16 protein-coding genes are annotated in these 16,569 nt (G+C 62.8%); 5 read left to right on the forward strand and 11 right to left on the reverse strand.

The window, feature by feature from the left end; all coding sequences use genetic code 11:
• Positions 1-75: 75 nt before the first annotated feature.
• From adk to fabV, 6 genes are all read right to left on the reverse strand, one after another.
• Entirely contained in the window at positions 76-732 is a 657-nt protein-coding gene (gene adk, locus DOM54_RS01130; RefSeq protein WP_110714590.1) for an adenylate kinase, read from the reverse strand.
• Between the two features lie 233 nt (positions 733-965).
• On the reverse strand, positions 966-3,062 hold the full coding sequence (gene aceF / locus DOM54_RS01135; protein WP_110714591.1) for a pyruvate dehydrogenase complex dihydrolipoyllysine-residue acetyltransferase: 2,097 nt from the start codon (positions 3,060-3,062) through the stop codon (positions 966-968).
• A gap of 112 nt (positions 3,063-3,174) precedes the next feature.
• Entirely contained in the window at positions 3,175-5,865 is a 2,691-nt protein-coding gene (aceE, locus tag DOM54_RS01140) for a pyruvate dehydrogenase (acetyl-transferring), homodimeric type (RefSeq protein WP_110714592.1), read from the reverse strand.
• A gap of 348 nt (positions 5,866-6,213) precedes the next feature.
• Complete coding sequence (gene ampD, locus DOM54_RS01145) at positions 6,214-6,774, reverse strand: 1,6-anhydro-N-acetylmuramyl-L-alanine amidase AmpD (protein WP_110714593.1); 561 nt, start codon at positions 6,772-6,774, stop codon at positions 6,214-6,216.
• A gap of 19 nt (positions 6,775-6,793) precedes the next feature.
• Positions 6,794-7,780: a GlxA family transcriptional regulator gene (locus DOM54_RS01150; RefSeq protein WP_206018972.1), complete on the reverse strand. Its 987-nt coding sequence runs from the start codon at positions 7,778-7,780 to the stop codon at positions 6,794-6,796.
• Between the two features lie 31 nt (positions 7,781-7,811).
• Complete coding sequence (gene fabV / locus DOM54_RS01155) at positions 7,812-9,011, reverse strand: enoyl-ACP reductase FabV (RefSeq protein ID WP_110714594.1); 1,200 nt, start codon at positions 9,009-9,011, stop codon at positions 7,812-7,814.
• A gap of 266 nt (positions 9,012-9,277) precedes the next feature.
• Between fabV and DOM54_RS01160 the strand changes: the two genes are divergently transcribed.
• On the forward strand, positions 9,278-9,682 hold the full coding sequence (locus tag DOM54_RS01160; RefSeq protein WP_110708365.1) for a DUF7079 family protein: 405 nt from the start codon (positions 9,278-9,280) through the stop codon (positions 9,680-9,682).
• A gap of 9 nt (positions 9,683-9,691) precedes the next feature.
• On the opposite strand, the gene DOM54_RS01165 is transcribed toward DOM54_RS01160, so the two are convergent.
• Both DOM54_RS01165 and DOM54_RS01170 read right to left on the reverse strand, forming a co-directional pair.
• A complete protein-coding gene (locus DOM54_RS01165) occupies positions 9,692-10,186 on the reverse strand; it encodes a glutathione peroxidase (RefSeq protein WP_110714595.1) in 495 nt (164 codons plus the stop codon).
• 102 nt (positions 10,187-10,288) lie between these two features.
• Positions 10,289-10,795, reverse strand: a complete 507-nt coding sequence (locus DOM54_RS01170) for an NUDIX hydrolase (RefSeq protein ID WP_110714596.1) — start codon at positions 10,793-10,795, stop codon at positions 10,289-10,291.
• A 170-nt stretch (positions 10,796-10,965) separates the two neighbouring features.
• Between DOM54_RS01170 and DOM54_RS01175 the strand changes: the two genes are divergently transcribed.
• Positions 10,966-12,624 carry an acyl-CoA dehydrogenase family protein gene (locus DOM54_RS01175; protein WP_110714597.1) on the forward strand — a complete coding sequence of 553 codons (1,659 nt, stop codon included), beginning with the start codon at positions 10,966-10,968 and terminating at the stop codon, positions 12,622-12,624.
• A gap of 21 nt (positions 12,625-12,645) precedes the next feature.
• On the opposite strand, the gene DOM54_RS01180 is transcribed toward DOM54_RS01175, so the two are convergent.
• The gene (locus DOM54_RS01180; RefSeq protein WP_110714598.1) at positions 12,646-13,254 is read right to left on the reverse strand and encodes a LysE family translocator; all 609 of its coding nucleotides are present in this window, start codon (positions 13,252-13,254) and stop codon (positions 12,646-12,648) included.
• 173 nt (positions 13,255-13,427) lie between these two features.
• Between DOM54_RS01180 and DOM54_RS01185 the strand changes: the two genes are divergently transcribed.
• Positions 13,428-13,751, forward strand: a complete 324-nt coding sequence (locus DOM54_RS01185) for an ElaB/YgaM/YqjD family protein (RefSeq protein WP_110714599.1) — start codon at positions 13,428-13,430, stop codon at positions 13,749-13,751.
• Positions 13,752-13,908: 157 nt separating this feature from the next.
• Positions 13,909-14,319, forward strand: a complete 411-nt coding sequence (locus DOM54_RS01190) for a carboxymuconolactone decarboxylase family protein (RefSeq protein WP_110598453.1) — start codon at positions 13,909-13,911, stop codon at positions 14,317-14,319.
• Between the two features lie 168 nt (positions 14,320-14,487).
• Here the strand turns inward: DOM54_RS01190 and DOM54_RS01195 are convergent, their stop codons facing one another.
• Positions 14,488-15,216 (reverse strand): Crp/Fnr family transcriptional regulator, encoded by a 729-nt coding sequence (locus DOM54_RS01195; protein WP_110714600.1) that lies wholly within the window; start codon positions 15,214-15,216, stop codon positions 14,488-14,490.
• Between the two features lie 316 nt (positions 15,217-15,532).
• Here DOM54_RS01195 and DOM54_RS19935 point away from each other — a divergent pair, with 316 nt between their 5' ends.
• Positions 15,533-15,739, forward strand: coding sequence for a hypothetical protein (locus DOM54_RS19935; RefSeq protein WP_162619737.1), 207 nt, complete (start codon positions 15,533-15,535; stop codon positions 15,737-15,739).
• Positions 15,740-15,773: 34 nt separating this feature from the next.
• Here DOM54_RS19935 and DOM54_RS01205 read toward each other — a convergent pair whose 3' ends face one another.
• Positions 15,774-16,385 (reverse strand): hypothetical protein, encoded by a 612-nt coding sequence (locus DOM54_RS01205; RefSeq protein ID WP_110714602.1) that lies wholly within the window; start codon positions 16,383-16,385, stop codon positions 15,774-15,776.
• Positions 16,386-16,569 lie beyond the last annotated feature (184 nt).

The following is a 16,569-nucleotide window of genomic DNA, read 5'->3' on the forward strand; positions in this document are numbered from 1 at the left end:
CGCCATCGCGATGTCAAAACGATGGCTCCGCCAGGAAGCGGAGCCGTTCGGGATGACCAGTGGGTCGTTGGCGGGTCAGCCCTTCAGCGCGGCGAGGACCTGCTCTCGGATCTCGTCGACGCTGCCAACGCCGGCGATACGGTGATACCCCGGTGCGGCTTCGGCATCCTCGGTCGCCCACTCGCGATAGTAACCAACCAGCGGCTCGGTCTGGTCGTGATAGACCGAGAGACGATGGCGCACGGTCTTTTCACTGTCGTCGTCACGCTGGATCAACGGCTCGCCGGTAACGTCGTCCTTGCCTTCTTCCCGGGGTGGCTTGTAGTCGACATGATAGACACGCCCGGAGTCCGGGTGGACGCGACGCCCGGAGAGCCGGTTGACGATCTCCTCGTCGTCGACGGCGATCTCCACCACGTGGTCCAGCTTGATGCCGGCGTCCTTCATCGCATCCGCCTGCGGGAGCGTGCGCGGGAAGCCGTCGAACAGGAAACCGTTGGCGCAGTCGGGCTGGGAGATGCGTTCCTTGACCAGGGCGATAATCAGATCATCCGATACCAGAGCACCGCTGTTCATGGTCTCCTTGACCTTGACCCCCAGTTCACTTCCCTCCTTGACCGCGGCACGCAGCATGTCACCGGTGGAGATCTGCGGGATATGGAAATGCTCGCAGATGAACTGGGCTTGGGTACCCTTGCCAGCGCCGGGGGCGCCCAAGAGGATCAAACGCATTGATAACTGCTCCTTCGTGAATCGCATCGGTTGTCGGACCGGTCAGCGGCGTTGAGGACTCAACGCAGACGACACCGTCAATGGCTCATGACGATACCTGCCGATCGGGTAGCGCACAAGACTCGCCTGGATCGACGCACCGCTGCCGAGCGCGCCAATGAAGCCTGATCGCCGGGCAATAAACGCCAACGGCCCCCGAAGGAGCCGTTGGCGTGGATCGAGCGAACCCCGCGTCAGACCAGCATGCGCCGAATATCGGTCAGCACCTGCGCCAGGAAAGCGGTGAAACGCGCCGCATCGGCACCGTTGACTGCCCGGTGGTCGTAGGAGAGCGACAGCGGCAGCATCAGACGCGGTTCGAACTCGCTGCCGTTCCAGACCGGCTTCATCGACGACTTGGAAACGCCGAGAATGGCCACCTCCGGCGTGTTGACGATCGGCGTGAAGGCCGTACCACCGATCGAGCCGAGGCTCGAGATGGTGAAGCTGGCACCGCTCATCTCCTCTCGGGACAGCTTCTTGTTCTGCGCCTTCTTGGCCAGCTCGACCGACTCCTTGGCCAGATCGATCAGCGACTTCTTGTCGGCATCGCGGATCACCGGCACCATCAGCCCGTCCGGGGTATCGACCGCCACCCCGATGTGCACGTAGTGCTTGACGATCAGCTTGTCGCCATCCGGGTGCAGGCTCGAGTTGAACTGCGGGAACTTGCGCAGCGCATAGGCACACGCCTTGATCATGAACGGCAACGGCGTCAGCTTGGCGCCCTGAGACTCGGCCTCCGCCTTCATCGACTTGCGGAAGGCCTCGAGCTCAGTGATGTCCGCTTCGTCGAACTGGGTGACGTGAGGCACGTTGAGCCAGCTGCGGTGCAGGTTGTTGGCACCCGCCTTCATCAGACGGCTCATCGGCTTCTCTTCGATCTCGCCGAACTGACTGAAGTCGATCGCCGGTACCTGCGGAATGCCCGCGCCACCGGAAGCGGCCGCGGGCGCCGAGGCACCACCGCTCTTGCGCGCTTTCATCACTTGCTTGACGAAACCGTCGACGTCGTCCTTCAGGATCCGCCCCTTGGGACCGGAGCCCTTGACTTCACCGAGGTCGACACCCAACTCGCGAGCCAGCTTGCGGACCGCCGGACCGGCATGCACATGGGCACCGGCGGTCTTGTCATCGCCATGCTTCTCGCGCGCTTCCGGGCTCGGCTCGCCGCTGGGCTGCCGCTGGGCCCGCGAGTCGGCCGACGCCTTGGCATCGTCCTTCTTGGCATCGCTCTTGGACGTCTTCGCCCCGGATTTGCTCGCGTCACCATCGGACTTGGCCGACTTCTTCTTGCCACCGGACTGGCCGGCGATTTCGACGTAGCCGATCAGGTCACCCTCGGAAACGCTATCACCTTCCTTGACAGCGACTTCGACGATCTTGCCCTTGTAGGGACTCGGCACGTCCATGGAGGCCTTGTCCGACTCCAGCGTGATCAAGGTGTCTTCTTCGTTGATCTCGTCGCCTTCGCTGATGGCGACTTCGATGATCTCGACGCCATCGCTGCCACCGATGTCGGGAACGCGAATCTCCTTGCGCCCACCTTCATCGCCGCCCTGATCGTCGTCGCCCTGCTCTTCGGAGTCCTGATCTTCGCCGTCATCGTCCGCTTCGGCGCTGGCCGCTTCTTCTTCGGACGCGGCCTCCTCGCCATCTTCCTCGTCGTCGCCCTCGCCAGCGATCTCCATGGTGCCGATCAGATCGCCTTCGGAGACGCTGTCGCCCTCCTTGATCGAGAGCGACACGATCTTGCCACTATAGGGACTGGGCACGTCCATCGAGGCCTTGTCGGACTCGAGCGTGATCAGGGTGTCTTCCTCGCTGATCTCGTCGCCCTCGCTGACGGCCACCTCGATGATCTCGACGCCATCGCCACCGCCAATGTCCGGCACCTTCACTTCGACGGTGCGCTTGCCCCCGCCGGAGGATTTCTTCTTCGGCGCTGCCTTCTCGGGCTCTTCCTTCTTCTGCGACTCGGCGTCATCCTGCGAGGCCGACTCATCGGAGGCGTCGTCATCGGACGTGGCTTCCGGCTCATCATCGCCTTCGCCTTCCGCTTCCAGCTCGAGGATGTCGTCGCCCTCGGAGACGGTGTCGCCTTCCTTGACCAGAATCTTGACCACCTTGCCGCCTTTCGGCGCGGGGACATCCATGCTGGCCTTGTCCGACTCCAGCGTGATCATGGTGTCCTCGGCGGAGATGACATCGCCGACGCTCACCGCAATCTCGATGATTTCGACATCGTCGCTGCCGCCGATGTCGGGAACTTTGATGATTTCGCTACTCAAGGTCGCGCTCCTTTAATCATCTGCCGACCCGCGCCGCGGGCAAGGTCGGCTAATTCAGGCATTCTGGCCGTCGCTTTCAGCCGGCGACGGCACCCTGACGTGGTCCGTCGACTCAAGACACCAGCGGGCTGGGCTTGGCGGGGTCGATGCCGTACTTCTTCATGGCATCGTTGACGACCTTGGCCTCGATTTCGCCCCGTTTGACCAATGCACGCAGGGCCTGAATCGTCACGTAGTAGCGGTCTACCTCGAAGAAGCGGCGCAGCGCTTCGCGGGTGTCGGAACGTCCGAAACCATCGGTACCGAGCACGTGGAAGTCGTTGGGCACCCAGGCGCGGATCTGATCGGCATACAGCTTCATGTAGTCCGTCGATGCGATGACCGGACCCTCGGCCCCTTCGAGCTGCTGGACGACCCAAGGCTTCTCGCGCTTCTCGTCGTAGTCGAGGAACTGCTGACGATCGTATTCGAGCGCTTCGCGACGCAGCTCGTTGAAGCTGGTCACGCTCCAGACATCGGCGATCACGCCATGCTCTTCCGCCAGCATCTCGGCAGCCGCCTCGACCTCGCGGAGGATGGTGCCGCTGCCCATGAGCTGGACCCGCGGTTGCTTCTTCTTGCCGGCAGCCTTGCCTTCGTGCAGGCGGTACATGCCGCGAACGATGCCCTCCTCGCTGCCTTCCGGCATTTCCGGATGCGAGTAGTTCTCGTTCATCACCGTCAGATAGTAGAAGCAGTTTTCCTTGTCCTGGAACATCCGCTTCAAGCCATCCTGCACGATGACGGCCAGCTCGTGCCCGTAGGTCGGGTCGTAGGCGCGGCAGGTCGGTACGGTCGACATCAGGATATGGCTGTGGCCATCCTGGTGCTGCAGGCCTTCGCCGTTGATGGTGGTACGACCGGCGGTGCCGCCGACCATGAAGCCGCGCGCCTGGAGATCGCCGGCCGCCCAGACCAGGTCGCCGATTCGCTGATAGCCGAACATCGAATAGTAGATGTAGAACGGGATCAGCGGCAGATGGTGGTTGGCGTAGGAGGTCGCGGCCGCGATCCACGCCGACATCGAACCCGCCTCGGTGATGCCCTCCTCGAGGATCTGGCCTTTCTTGTCCTCGCGGTAGTACATGATCTGGCCGGCATCCATCGGCTCGTACTTCTGGCCTTCCGCGGCGTAGATACCGAGCTGGCGGAACATGCCCTCCATCCCGAAGGTGCGGGCTTCATCCGGAATGATCGGCACGATACGGGAGCCCAGCTGCTTATGCTTGACCAGGCCGTTGAGGACGCGCACGAACGACATGGTGGTCGAGACTTCACGGTCGCCGGAGCCCTTCATCTGGGTCGCGAACATCTTGTCGTCGAGACCGGGGATCTCCATCGCCTCGAAGTCGGCCTTGCGTGCCGGCAGGAAGCCGCCCAGCCGCTCGCGCTGGAGATGCATGTACTTCATCTCCGGGCTGTCGTCCTCGGGCTTGTAGTAGGGAATATCGCCGCTCTCGATCTGCTTGTCGGAGACCGGGATGCCGAAGCGGTCACGGAACGCCTTGAGCGCGTCGACGTCCATCGACTTGATCTGGTGGGCTTCCATGTCGGCTTCGCCGTGGCCGCCACCCATGCCATAGCCCTTGACGGTGTGCGCCAGGATCACGGTCGGACGCCCATTGGCATTGTTGACCGCCTCGTGGTACGCCGCGTAGACCTTCTGCGGATCGTGGCCACCGCGGTTGAGACGGAAGACTTCCTCGTCGGAATAGTCCTTGATCATCTCGGCAGTCTCTTCGTACTTGCCGAAGAACTCCTTGCGCGTGTAGGCACCGCCCTGCGCCTTGTAGTTCTGATACTCGCCGTCGACCGCCTCGTCCATGCGCTTCTGCAGCATGCCCTTGGTGTCTTTCTCGAACAGCGGGTCCCATAGACCGCCCCAGACCACCTTGATGACGTTCCAGCCGGCACCCCGGAAGACACCTTCGAGTTCGTCGATCACGCGCGAGTTGCCACGCACCGGGCCATCGAGACGCTGCAGGTTGCAGTTGATGACGAAGATCAGGTTGTCGAGCTTCTCGCGGCTGGCCAGGTGCAGCGCACCGAGGGATTCCGGCTCGTCGCACTCGCCGTCGCCGAGGAACGCCCAGACCTTGCGGTCCTTCATGTCCTCCAGCTCGCGTGAGTGCAGGTACTTCATCACGTGGGCCTGGTAGATCGACTGGATCGGCCCCAGCCCCATCGAGACGGTGGGGAACTGCCAGTAGTCCGGCATCAGGTAGGGGTGCGGATAGGATGGCAGCGCGTCGCCATCCACTTCCTGACGGAAGTTGTCCATCTGTTCCTGGGTCAGGCGGCCCTCGAGAAATGAACGCGCGTAGATACCCGGCGTCACGTGCCCCTGGATATAGAGCAGGTCGCCCTTGTGGTCGCCGTTGTCGGCCCGGAAGAAATGGTTGAAACCCACTTCGTAGAGCGTGGCACTGGACTGATAGCTGGCGATATGACCGCCCAGGCCCTTGTGCTTCTTGTTCGCCCGCAGAACCTGCACCATGGCATTCCAGCGAATCGCCGAGCGGATCTTGCGCTCGATGAACATGTCGCCGGGCATCTTGGCTTCACGATGGACGGGAATGGTGTTGCGGTGCGGCGTGGTCCCGGAAAACGGCGGTGAAGAGCCGTCACGACGCAGACGGTCCGCCAACCGGGTCAGGATGTACCGAGCGCGCTCTTCGCCCTCATGCTCGACAACCGAGGCCAGGGAATCCAACCACTCCGTGGTCTCGACCGGATCGAGATCTTCTCGTGTCTCCAGACTCATAGACAACTCTCCGAATGGGAAAAGGTTTGCCATTCGCCCGGCCATGGCGGGTAGCCGCAGCGGGGCTTGGGAATATGCGCTCTTCGGTGCGGGCGCGGCTCTTTTGGGGCCGCTTTCCGAGATTTTTTGGCTGTAACTGAATTACAGCGGGCGTGCGGGACGCGGGAAATCAGGCGAAGAAGATACCGCAAACGCCCTCATCTGCCAATTCGCAGACGCTTCGATCCTCCTGGTGGCAATGCCCAAATGCCGTGACATCAGTCGCTTAGTCGCCATTCGTGACGCCCCACCGGGAGTCTCGGTTGGTGTAGTCGAGCTACAGGCTCGCGCCACCCTTGAGCGTAGCACTCAAACCGTCGCTGTCAGGCAGCGACGCAGATAAGCCCAATCGAACGCCGGGCCCGGATCGATCTTGCGCAGCGGCGCGATGTACCCATGTCCGGTGATCCGTTCGGTGGTGATTGGCGGATAGTCTCTTGCCAGCGCCTGCAACACCTCGGCCAGTACGCGATACTGGGCCTCCCGGTAGGGCACTTCATCGGCGCCTTCGAGCTCGATACCGATGGTGAAATCGTTGAGCCCTTCGCGTAGACGCCCGCCGTCGTGCCATCGGGACTTGCCGGCATGCCAGGCGCGGCGATCGAAGGGAACGAACTGCACACACTCGCCGTCGCGCCGGACCAGCAGGTGCGCCGACACCCGCAGCGCGGCAATCGCGCCGAAAGCGGGGTGAGCGTCGGGGTCCAGTGTATTGGTGAACAGCCGCTCGATGGCATCGCCGCCGAACACCCCCGGGGGGAGGCTGATCCCGTGCAGGACCACTGCGGACACCTCCCCCTGCGGCCGCGCGTTGGCGTTGGGTGACGCCACTCGCCTGGCCGTGTCGAGCCAGTGATCGTCGATCCTCATCCTGCAAGCTCCTTCGAGATCATGTCGCTTGTCCAGCCAGGCCTAGCCGCTCGTCTCTGGGGCTGATGCCGAAATGGTGGCGATAGGCCGTCGAGAAATGCGCCCCCGACGAAAAGCCATGAGCCAACGCGATCTCCCCCACCGCCTGATCGCTCTCGCGCAGCAGCTTGCGCGCCCGCTGGAGGCGCAGGTTGAGATAGTAGCGGCTGGGCACGGCCTGGAGATGCTTCTTGAACAGTCGCTCCAGTTGTCGCCGGGATATCCCCAGATGGGCCGAGAGCTCATGGGTGGTCAACGGCTCTTCGATGTTGGCCTCCATCAGTGCCACGGCGTCCACCAGGCTCTGCGGCGCATGGCCAAGCCGTGAGCGCAGCGATGTCTGCTGCGGCTCGTCGGCCATGCGAATCCGCTCGCAGACGAAGTGCTCGGAAATTCGCTGCGCCAGCGTCGCGCCCTGCTGCTGGCCGATCAGCGTCATCAGCATGTCCATGGCCGCCGTTCCCCCGCCACAGGAGAGACGGTCGCGGTCGATCTCGAACAACTGGTGAGACACGTGAATTTTCGGGAAGGTTCGCGTGAACGCGTCGGCACTGGCGTAGGGAATCGAGGCCCGATAACCGTCCATCACACCCGCCCTGGCGAGCCAGTGGGTTCCGCCGGCAATACCACCCAGCATCACGCCACGGCTGGCCAGACGATGCAGCCAGTGGATCAGCGTCTCGCCAGTTTCGTCCACGGCCCCGGCGCCATCCGGCGCGGGGGCGCAGACAAACAGCATATCGAGGTGGCGCGCATCACTCCCGGCGACGCTCTCCGGCGAGAACGAGAGCTGGGCCACGCTCTTCACCGCTCGACCATCGATGCCGAAGGTCGTGGCGGCATAGAGCCGTCGCCCCGAGAGCGTGTTCGCGACGATCAACGGCTCGATCGCGCAGGCCTGCGCCAGCAGCGAGAAGCCGGGTAACATCACGAACCCCACTCGGCGCGGGGTATCGCTGACGTTCATGATCGACGGTTCATGCGGTAGTGCGTCGGAATCAGACTTGAACGACGTCGAATTCGACCTTCGGGTCGACGTCGGCCTCGTAATCCACGTCGTCCCGCTCGAAGCCGAACAGCTTGAGGAACTCGTGCTTGTAGCCGGCGTAGTCGGTCAGCGCAAACAGGTTATCGCTGGTCACCTGAGGCCAGAGGTCCTTGCAAGCCTGCTGGATATCGTCGCGCAGCTCCCAGTCATCCAGGCGCAGGCGCCCGGCCTCATCCACCTCGGGCTCGCCGTCGGCGTAAAGACGCTCGCCGAACAGGCGATTGAGCTGATCGATGGTGCCCTCGTGAACGCCCTGCTCCTTCATGACCTTGTAGACCATGGAGATATAGAGCGGCATCACCGGAATCGCGGCGCTGGCCTGGGTGACCACGGACTTGAGCACGGCCACGTTGGCCCCGCCACCGCTGGCCTTGAGGCGCGCGTCGATCTCGCCGGCGGCGCGATCCAGGTCCTCTTTGGCCTTGCCGAGGGCACCGTGCCAGTAGATCGGCCAGGTGATGTCGGTGCCGATGTAGCTGAACGCCACCGACTTGGCACCCGGCGCCAGCACGCCCGCCTTGTCCAGCGCATCCATCCACAGCTCCCAATCCTGGCCGCCCATCACCTCGATGGTGTCGGCCACTTCCTGCTCGGTGGCCGGCTCGACGGAAGCCTGGATAATCGCGTCCTTGTTGGTATCGATGGCCGTCGCGGTGTAGGTCTCGCCGATCGGTTTGAGGCTGGAGCGCTTGAGTTCTCCGCTATCCGGCAGCTTGCGCACCGGCGAGGCCAGCGAATAGACCACCAAATCGATCTGGCCCATGTCCTCGCGGATCAGTTCGATCGCCTTGTCGCGCACCTCGTGGGAAAACGCATCGCCGTTGATCGACTTGCTGTATAGCCCCTCGGCCTTGGCGAACTTGTCGAAGGCGGCCGAGTTGTACCATCCCGCCGTGCCGGGCTTGCTCTCGGTCGCCGGCTTCTCGAAGAATACACCCAGCGTGTCGGCACCGTAGCCGAAAGCCGCGGTGATGCGGGCCGCCAGCCCATAGCCGCTGGAGGCACCGATGACGAGCACGTTGCGCGGCCCCGCCTGGTCGCCGCTCAGGTTGGCGCGGGTGGTCTCGATCTGTTCGAGTACGTTGCGCTCGCAGCCGAGCGGATGCGTCGTGGTACAGATGAAACCGCGAACCTTGGGCTTGATGATCACGTCTAACCTCGTCTTCTACAGCGGAACGAAAGCCCCGGCAAAGCGTGCCGGGAGGTGGCATTGAGCGAATGCTTGTCGGGCGCATTCTAGCAGGGTGGCGAAAGCAGGGGCGAACTCGCATGAGCCCTCCCCCTCCGGTTCCTGCCGAGCCCGGGCACCGCATGCCGCTCCCCGCCTTCTTCGGCGCCGGACTTGTCTCTCTCGCCAGTCTATTCGAAGATGACTCGCCCGCGAGTCGAACCCACCCAGAGCGTAGAGAAAGCCCCATGGCCCACGAACAAGAGATCGAGGAGTTGGTCATCCGGCGTGGCGCACTCTGGCTGGCGCTGTCGCCACTATGGCTCGAGCGGGAGCCCAGGGAGTCGGACTTCGCTCGCATGATTCGCGAGATCGATGCCAGCCACCTGACGCTGCAGCAGCTGGAGTGGGTCTATCGGCTGGAGATGTCACCGGTCATGGCTCGCTACCAGCTCTCGATGGCCGGCGAATGGCGGGCCTTCGACGAGACCGAACTGCTGACGCGACTGGTCCGCCACAATCGCAAGCTGCGAGGATGGCGCAAGGCGACCTGGTCACTGTTCTCGGGCCTGACGACGATGATGAGCCGACCGCGCTTCAACGAACTGGGCGTGCGGGTCATGGTCGCGCGTGGCGAGAGACCGCCGGGCTAGAAGACGGGCTCACGCCGAAAACGGCGTCTCCAATGCATCCTCGATCGCGCTACGCAGCGAGCGAGGCACGGCACGCGGCCCGAAGCGTCTGATCACCTGCCCGTCCCGCCCCACCAGGAACTTGGTAAAATTCCATTTGACCGGCGTGCTGCCGAGCACCCCGGGCGCCTGACGGCGCAGATGGACGAACAGCGGGTGCGCTTCACGCCCATTGACCTTGACCTTCTCCATCAGCGGGAACGTCACCGCGTAGCGCCGTTCGCAGAAGGCGCCGAATCCGGCCGACGACTCCGGCGACTGGCGTCCGAACTGGTTACAGGGGAACGCGAGCACCGTGAACCCCTGGTCCCGGTACTCCTGATAGAGCTTCTCCAATCCCTCCATTTGCGGCGTGAAACCGCAGCGGCTGGCGACATTGACGATCAACAATACCTGGCCACGCAGCGCACGCAGATTGAAGGATTCGCCGGACGGGGTCCGACAGTCTTGCGTATATAACGACATGGATGAATCGATCCGAGAACACCAAGTTCAAGTCGGCGGGACCGCGTCACGCCCCGAGGACGCATCGCTCCCGCTCCGCAGAGTGCCACGCCGCAGGCCCGTTCACCAGTGATCGAGCGCAATGGCCCTCGCCAGTGCCAGGCGCGTGTCAGGCGTCGCTTTGTCCAGCGACAACGCCTCTGAAATCGACAGCCAACGCACGGCGGCCACTTCCTCCGGCTGCAAGCGCAGCGGTCCATCGTAATCGACCCAGTAGAGACTGCCGTATAGCTTCAAGCTGGCCTCCTGGAACACGAATTCACCGCCGGCTATCAACTCGACACCGCGAACGCCAAGCTCCTCGAACAGCTCCCGCCGCGCAGCCGGCATGGGAGCCTCGCCCGCGCTCACGACACCACCGGCGGCCAGATCGAACCAGCCCGGGTGCGTCTCCTTGATCGGCGTGCGTTCCTGCACGCAGATCTCGCTGCGGGCGTTGCGCACGACGATGTAAGTTGCCCTGTGCCAGCAACCCAGGCGCCGCATCATTGCTCGTGACGCACTACCGCACGGCCGATTGCGCGGATCGACGAGTTGAACCTGCTCATCGGCGATGACGATGTCGCTCATGGGGACCTGCCAGTCGAGAAACGGAAAAGCAGCGTATCACGTGACTGATCGTGATCGGGGACGACTCATCGATAGCGCGCCTTGCCCTGCTGCATGCCGCATTGGTCGAATGCAAAACACAGCGCCGTTCGCCCGGTCTATGCTCGAATCAGCCACATCGGAGGATGCTGATGGCCGACTACGCCCCACGCCAAGACCTGACCACGCACTGCGTCGAGAATCAGCCTGCCGCAGGCCCTCGGCGCGACTCGTGGAGAGACGATCGCCCCCTGCGGGAGGCGCTACCCCACTTCGCACCGGCCTGGGTCAGCGAACGCCTGGCGCCCCTGGGGCAGAAACTCGGGACTCCCGAGGTCGAGCATTGGGGCGAACAGGCTAACCGCTTTCCGCCCACCCTACATGCCTTCGACCGTTACGGCCGCCGCCTGGACGAGGTCGAATATCATCCCGCCTACCACGCCCTGATGGCACTCGCTATCGATGACGGCTGGCACGCCGTCGCTTGGGAGCGCGAGCATGACGGCGGACATCAAGCCCATGTCGCCGCACTCTATCTACTGACTCAGGCCGAACCGGGCTTCTGCTGTCCGATCACCATGACCCACGCCGCCATGCCGGTACTTCGCCAGCTGCAAGACGGCGAGGCATGGCGGGAACGGCTCATGGGCCGAGCGTATGACGCCGCCGCCATCCCGGCCGAGCGGAAGCGGACCAACACCTTCGGCATGGCGATGACCGAAAAGCAGGGAGGCAGCGACGTGCGCCGCAACAGTACTCGGGCGTCGCCGGTGACCTCGCCCGGTACCGGCGAGTGGTACCGGCTCGACGGCCACAAGTGGTTCTGCAGCGCGCCGATGTCGGACGCTTTCCTCACCCTGGCCCAGACAGACGACGGCCTGTCCTGCTTTCTGGCGCCACGCTTTACCCCGGATGCCCGGAGAAACGCCATCGAGATCCAACGACTCAAGGACAAGTGCGGCAATCGCGCCAACGCCTCGGCGGAGATCGAATACGCCGGTGCCTGGGCGCAGCTCGTCGGCGAGCCTGGCCGAGGCATACCGGCGATATTGGAAATGGTGCAGCAGACACGGCTCGATGCCGCTACCGCCCCAGCAGGCATGATGCGTCAGGCCGTGAGTGAAGTCTGGCACCACGTCAAGGCGCGCCGAGCCTTTGACCGGCGCCTGGCTGATCAGCCGCTGATGCAGCGCGTCGTCGCCGACCTCGAGATCGAAACCGAGGCCAGCCTGATGCTGGCGATGCGGGGCGCGTGCGCCATGGACCGATCCCGGAGCGACGAACATGAAGCTGCGCTGGCGAGACTGCTACCGGCGCTGGCCAAGTTCTGGCACAACAAGCGCGGCCCCGCCTTCATGGCCGAGGCGATGGAGTGTCTCGGCGGCATCGGTTATGTCGAGGAGACCCCGCTGGCAAGGCTCTATCGTGAGGCCCCGGTCAACTCGGTCTGGGAAGGCTCCGGCAATGTGATCTGTCTGGACGTCCTGCGCATCCTGGATCGCCATCCGGCCAGCATCGAGGCGTTGCGGCGAGAGCTGAGCCTGGCCCGAGGCCACCATGCGGCTTTCGACGCCGCCATCGATTCGCTCGACGAGCGGCTGACGGCAGGCCCCGAACAGCTGCAGGCCGAGGCACGCTGGCTAGCCCAGGCCATGGCCCAGGCGCTGCAGGCCGCGATGCTGATTCGATACGCGCCCCAGGCCATCGCCGACACGTTTTGTGCCACCAGACTGGCCAGTGCGTCGCCGATCTTCGGCGTTCTCCCCATTGGCGCCCCTGTGGCGGCGATTCTCGAGCGCCTGGAGGCATGACCGGGCTGAAGGCGATAGCGCTCAACCCAGCGCCACGCGAGCTGCCAGTCCCAGCAGGACGAGTCCCGTCAACCGATGAATCCAAGCCGCGCGCCGCTGCAACCACGGCAGCACGCGGGAATTCGACAGCAGAAGTGCCACCAGCACGTACCAACCGCCATCCACCAGGGTCGCGGTGGCGACGATCAGCCAGCGTCCCGCCACGCTCAGGTCGGCGCTGACGAACTGGCTCAACAACGCGACGAAGAACACGATCAACTTGGGATTGCCCAGCGCCACCAACATGCCGTCGCGCATGGCGCGTCGCCAATCGCTGCTGTGAAAGGTCACGCCGAAGCCATCGCTGCCGCCGGCCCGCAGCGCCTGGACGCCCATCCACGCCAGATAGCAAGCCCCGCTCCAGGTCACCAGCCGGTAGAGCCAAGGCTGATGAACGATAACCGCCGCCAACCCCAGCACCGTCAACCCCGCGTAGAGACCGACTCCCGCCGCATGGGTGATCCCAGCGATCACGCCGCAGCTGCGCCCGCCGCCCAGCGTATTCTGCATCACCATGGCCAGGCTGGGACCGGGGGACATGGCACCGAGGGCACAGATCGCCAGCAGAGATAACCAGAGTTGCAATGACACGTCGTCTTCCCATTTCCACCATTGATATCCGCTCGCCGACTATACCGTACGTGCCAGACAAGGACCGTCCGTCATGTGACTATCTCGGGCCCCGGATAATTCGACCGGCGCAGGCACTTCATAACGGCTACGCTGTCATACGCACTCAGGCCCATACATCAGGGAGGTGAAACATGAGCCTATTCAAGCGCGAAGACCGGCAGGCCCGGGCGGACCGCATCCGCGACGATCTGCACGATATCGGCGAGCAGGGCCAGGCGTTGGGGCACGACCTGCGAGATGACGCACGGGATGCGATCGAGGAAGCGCGAATGAAAAGCGAGGAGCAGTACGCTCGCATGGCGGCCGACGCACGCCGCCGCAACCGCCGCTTCAAGCGCTCCGCCAACCAGTCTCTGGATGACTGCGACCGCTATGTACGCGAGCATCCATGGTCGAGCATCGGCGTTGCCACGTTGGCTGGCGCCATGCTCGGATTACTGATCAGCCGGCGTTAAATCTCGGAAACGCCTCGCTAGGCGGGGCGTTCCGTGAGCGTCTCCAACCAAACCATAGTTTCACTCTTTAACCGCCATTGAACTTTATAATCGAAGCTGTGGAAAATTGAGAACGATAGTCGTTTAATCGCACGATACCTGAACTCAGGAGACCGAGATGAACGCTGACAAGTGGCAAACGATCGATGTCGAAAACATCGACAAATCCGCTAGGTCACTGCACGCCTGCTCACTGGATCCTTCCATCCGCTGCTTGGCAGAGTTGCGTGCTTCGCAGATCAACGGCTGCCTCAGTTGCACCCATTTCCGTCGCGAGCAAGCCGAAGCTCTGGGCATCTCCCCCAGCAAGCTCAAGGCGCTGACTGCCTGGGCTGAATCCGACGAGTTCGACGAGCGGGAGAAAGCAGCGCTGGCGTGGTGTGAATCCTTCACCCATTTCCGCCCCGCCAATCCGACGACTCGCAAGCTGGCATTGAATGCCTTTTCCCCCAGGGAACTGGCGGACCTGACCATGGCGATCGAGATGACCAGCGCTTTGAGCCGCGCCTCGCGCCGCGCCGCGGTCTAGTCCGTCTCGAGATACTTGGCTTCATCTCGGCTCGCTCTCTTCATCGATGAGAGCGGCTTTTTTACGTCCTGCAGTCATCGGGCGTGCTTGTCCACGGCTCGTCTTTCGGACCACCGGACTCGCTTGGCAGCCTGCGAACCGAGTCATCGGCGGATCGACACCCTGCGCTCAAATCGTGGGCACGACCTGATCGTGCAGACAGCCGACGACACCACCTTCGCTGGCCAACGCCGGCATATCGAGCATATGTACCCAGCCGCGAGCCAGCCTGAGCAGCCCTTCCTGACGAAACGCCGTCAACGTGCGACTGACATGCACCGGGGATAGCCCCAGCGCATCCGCGAGATGCTGCTGGGATAGCGGCAAGCGAAAGTGTTCCTGCGCGCTTTCATCGTTGCGCCGCAGCCGACAGCCTATCTCGAGCAACAGATACGCCACCCGCTGGCGAGCACTCCGGCGAGAAAGATGGACCAACCTTTGGCTCAGCACCGCCTGCTGATATGAGCAGACCGCGAAGCATGCCGAGGTGAGTCGAGTGGATTCACGAAACAGCTTGAGAAGCTGCCGGTTGGCTACCGATAGAATCTCGCCGTCTTCGAGCATGGCCACGCTGGAGAGCCGCTGCTTGAATGGGAATTCGTATAGCCCGATGACGTCGCCGGGCAGGTATATCTCCAGGATATGGCGGGTACCGCCCTCTAGATGGCGAAACGAGTACGCCCATCCATCTCGCAAGATATGGAAATCCCGCGCGTTGTCGCCTTCGTGCCAGAGAACTTGTCCTTTGACGACGCTCGCACCGGATCCTTCCAGGGCATCGAGCTGACGCCGATCATTTTCCGAGAGTTTTCCATAGTGACCAAAATGTCGGGCAATACAGCCTTCCTGCTGACCCATGCCTTCGCCTTCATGAATTTTTCAAGCATGACAGCATGTTAGGCAGGCAAGTTACATAACACCGGTTAGATAGCCGAGGTAAAACGCGAGCAAGGAAGCCAGTCGACGAACCGCTTCTGCAAGCCCAGTGCCGGTCGTACCGACAGATAGCAACGACACCGCTTCCGTTGGCAACGAAGCGCCTGCCGCGAGCCAGCCGCGACTCGACATCGGCTGGCTCGTGAGTCGCCGAACCCGAGATGCCGAAATCCAGCTTGAACATCCGGGATGTAATATTAGAATTTTATTAATTAAGGCATGCACGGGGGGGGGCGAGATGTTCAGGCGCTATATCGTAAAAATCAAACAGGCCGGTACGCTACATCAGCACTTCACCGTCACCGATACCCACAACAGCAGCCAGACCGTCAGCGTGCACCACCATGAGGCCAAGGCAAGACAGCACATGGAGTTCCTCAATAGCCAGGAAACCAGCGGCCCCGGCATCTGGAACCCTCTCGAGCAAGAAGCAGAGTCGGGCTAGCGGCCGACCCAGGATCTGCCGCCGGGAACCGCCGTCACACGGTTCGATTCAGCGCACCGATCAGGTAGAGATCGTGCAGGTAGCCGTCGAGCCGGGAGATACCATGGGTCATGACGATCACGAGGTAGATGAGCAGCATCAGTATCCAATCACTGTTCGCCCAGGCCAGCGAATCGAGGGACACGCGGTAAACGACGGTATAGAGACTCAGCCCGCCTAGAAACATGACCACAAGGCAGTTGACCAGCACCAGACTCAGCAATAACGGACGACTATCCTTGCGCGGAAGATCGGTCTTCCATGCAAGGAAATGGCGTACTCGGGGCTGGCCATTGGCGAGAATACGCCGGCGACGGCGAAGCAACGCGCCCAGATATCGAGGCGCGTTGGGCAGCTTCGCCGCGGAGAGGACTAGATGCGGGTTGAGGTGCGCGCCGAAAAATCGGCTCGCAGTGTCCAGCAATCGTTGGGATTCGCCAGTGGCTGCATATCGCTCGGCGTGTCGCGAAAGCTGGCCAAGCGGCGTTTCGCGGCTCGCCTGACGTTCATCGTCTTCAAAGTTCTGAGCGTAATAGATGTCGTAGACCTGATAGACGGAAACGGCAACGCCCAAGAAAATCAGAAAGAACGTCAATACGCTCAGCATGCTCTTCACTCCCTGTTTCGTGACCTCGCATCATAGCAACCTCGTAATTAGCCAGGCTACGCAGATGGCGTGCGTCATTTAGCCACCGGCTAAAGTCTCAGTGAGCAGCGGCGGCTATCCCAGAGCGCCGGTGAGCGTCACGGAATCGTGACTCGATACCCGCACTATGATCTTGCCCAGCAGC

This window comes from Salinicola acroporae (genome assembly GCF_003206615.1).
In the GTDB taxonomy this organism is placed as follows: domain Bacteria; phylum Pseudomonadota; class Gammaproteobacteria; order Pseudomonadales; family Halomonadaceae; genus Salinicola; species Salinicola acroporae.

Coding starts and splice junctions, on each gene's coding strand:
- adk (WP_110714590.1), bottom strand. CDS start 732: ATGCGTTTGATCCTCTTGGGCGCCCCCGGCGCTGGCAAGGGTACCCAA.
- aceE (WP_110714592.1), bottom strand. CDS start 5,865: ATGAGTCTGGAGACACGAGAAGATCTCGATCCGGTCGAGACCACGGAG.
- ampD (WP_110714593.1), bottom strand. CDS start 6,774: ATGAGGATCGACGATCACTGGCTCGACACGGCCAGGCGAGTGGCGTCA.
- DOM54_RS01150 (WP_206018972.1), bottom strand. CDS start 7,780: ATGAACGTCAGCGATACCCCGCGCCGAGTGGGGTTCGTGATGTTACCC.
- DOM54_RS01160 (WP_110708365.1), top strand. CDS start 9,278: ATGGCCCACGAACAAGAGATCGAGGAGTTGGTCATCCGGCGTGGCGCA.
- DOM54_RS01165 (WP_110714595.1), bottom strand. CDS start 10,186: ATGTCGTTATATACGCAAGACTGTCGGACCCCGTCCGGCGAATCCTTC.
- DOM54_RS01170 (WP_110714596.1), bottom strand. CDS start 10,795: ATGAGCGACATCGTCATCGCCGATGAGCAGGTTCAACTCGTCGATCCG.
- DOM54_RS01175 (WP_110714597.1), top strand. CDS start 10,966: ATGGCCGACTACGCCCCACGCCAAGACCTGACCACGCACTGCGTCGAG.
- DOM54_RS01185 (WP_110714599.1), top strand. CDS start 13,428: ATGAGCCTATTCAAGCGCGAAGACCGGCAGGCCCGGGCGGACCGCATC.
- DOM54_RS01190 (WP_110598453.1), top strand. CDS start 13,909: ATGAACGCTGACAAGTGGCAAACGATCGATGTCGAAAACATCGACAAA.
- DOM54_RS01195 (WP_110714600.1), bottom strand. CDS start 15,216: ATGGGTCAGCAGGAAGGCTGTATTGCCCGACATTTTGGTCACTATGGA.
- DOM54_RS19935 (WP_162619737.1), top strand. CDS start 15,533: ATGTTCAGGCGCTATATCGTAAAAATCAAACAGGCCGGTACGCTACAT.
- DOM54_RS01205 (WP_110714602.1), bottom strand. CDS start 16,385: ATGCTGAGCGTATTGACGTTCTTTCTGATTTTCTTGGGCGTTGCCGTT.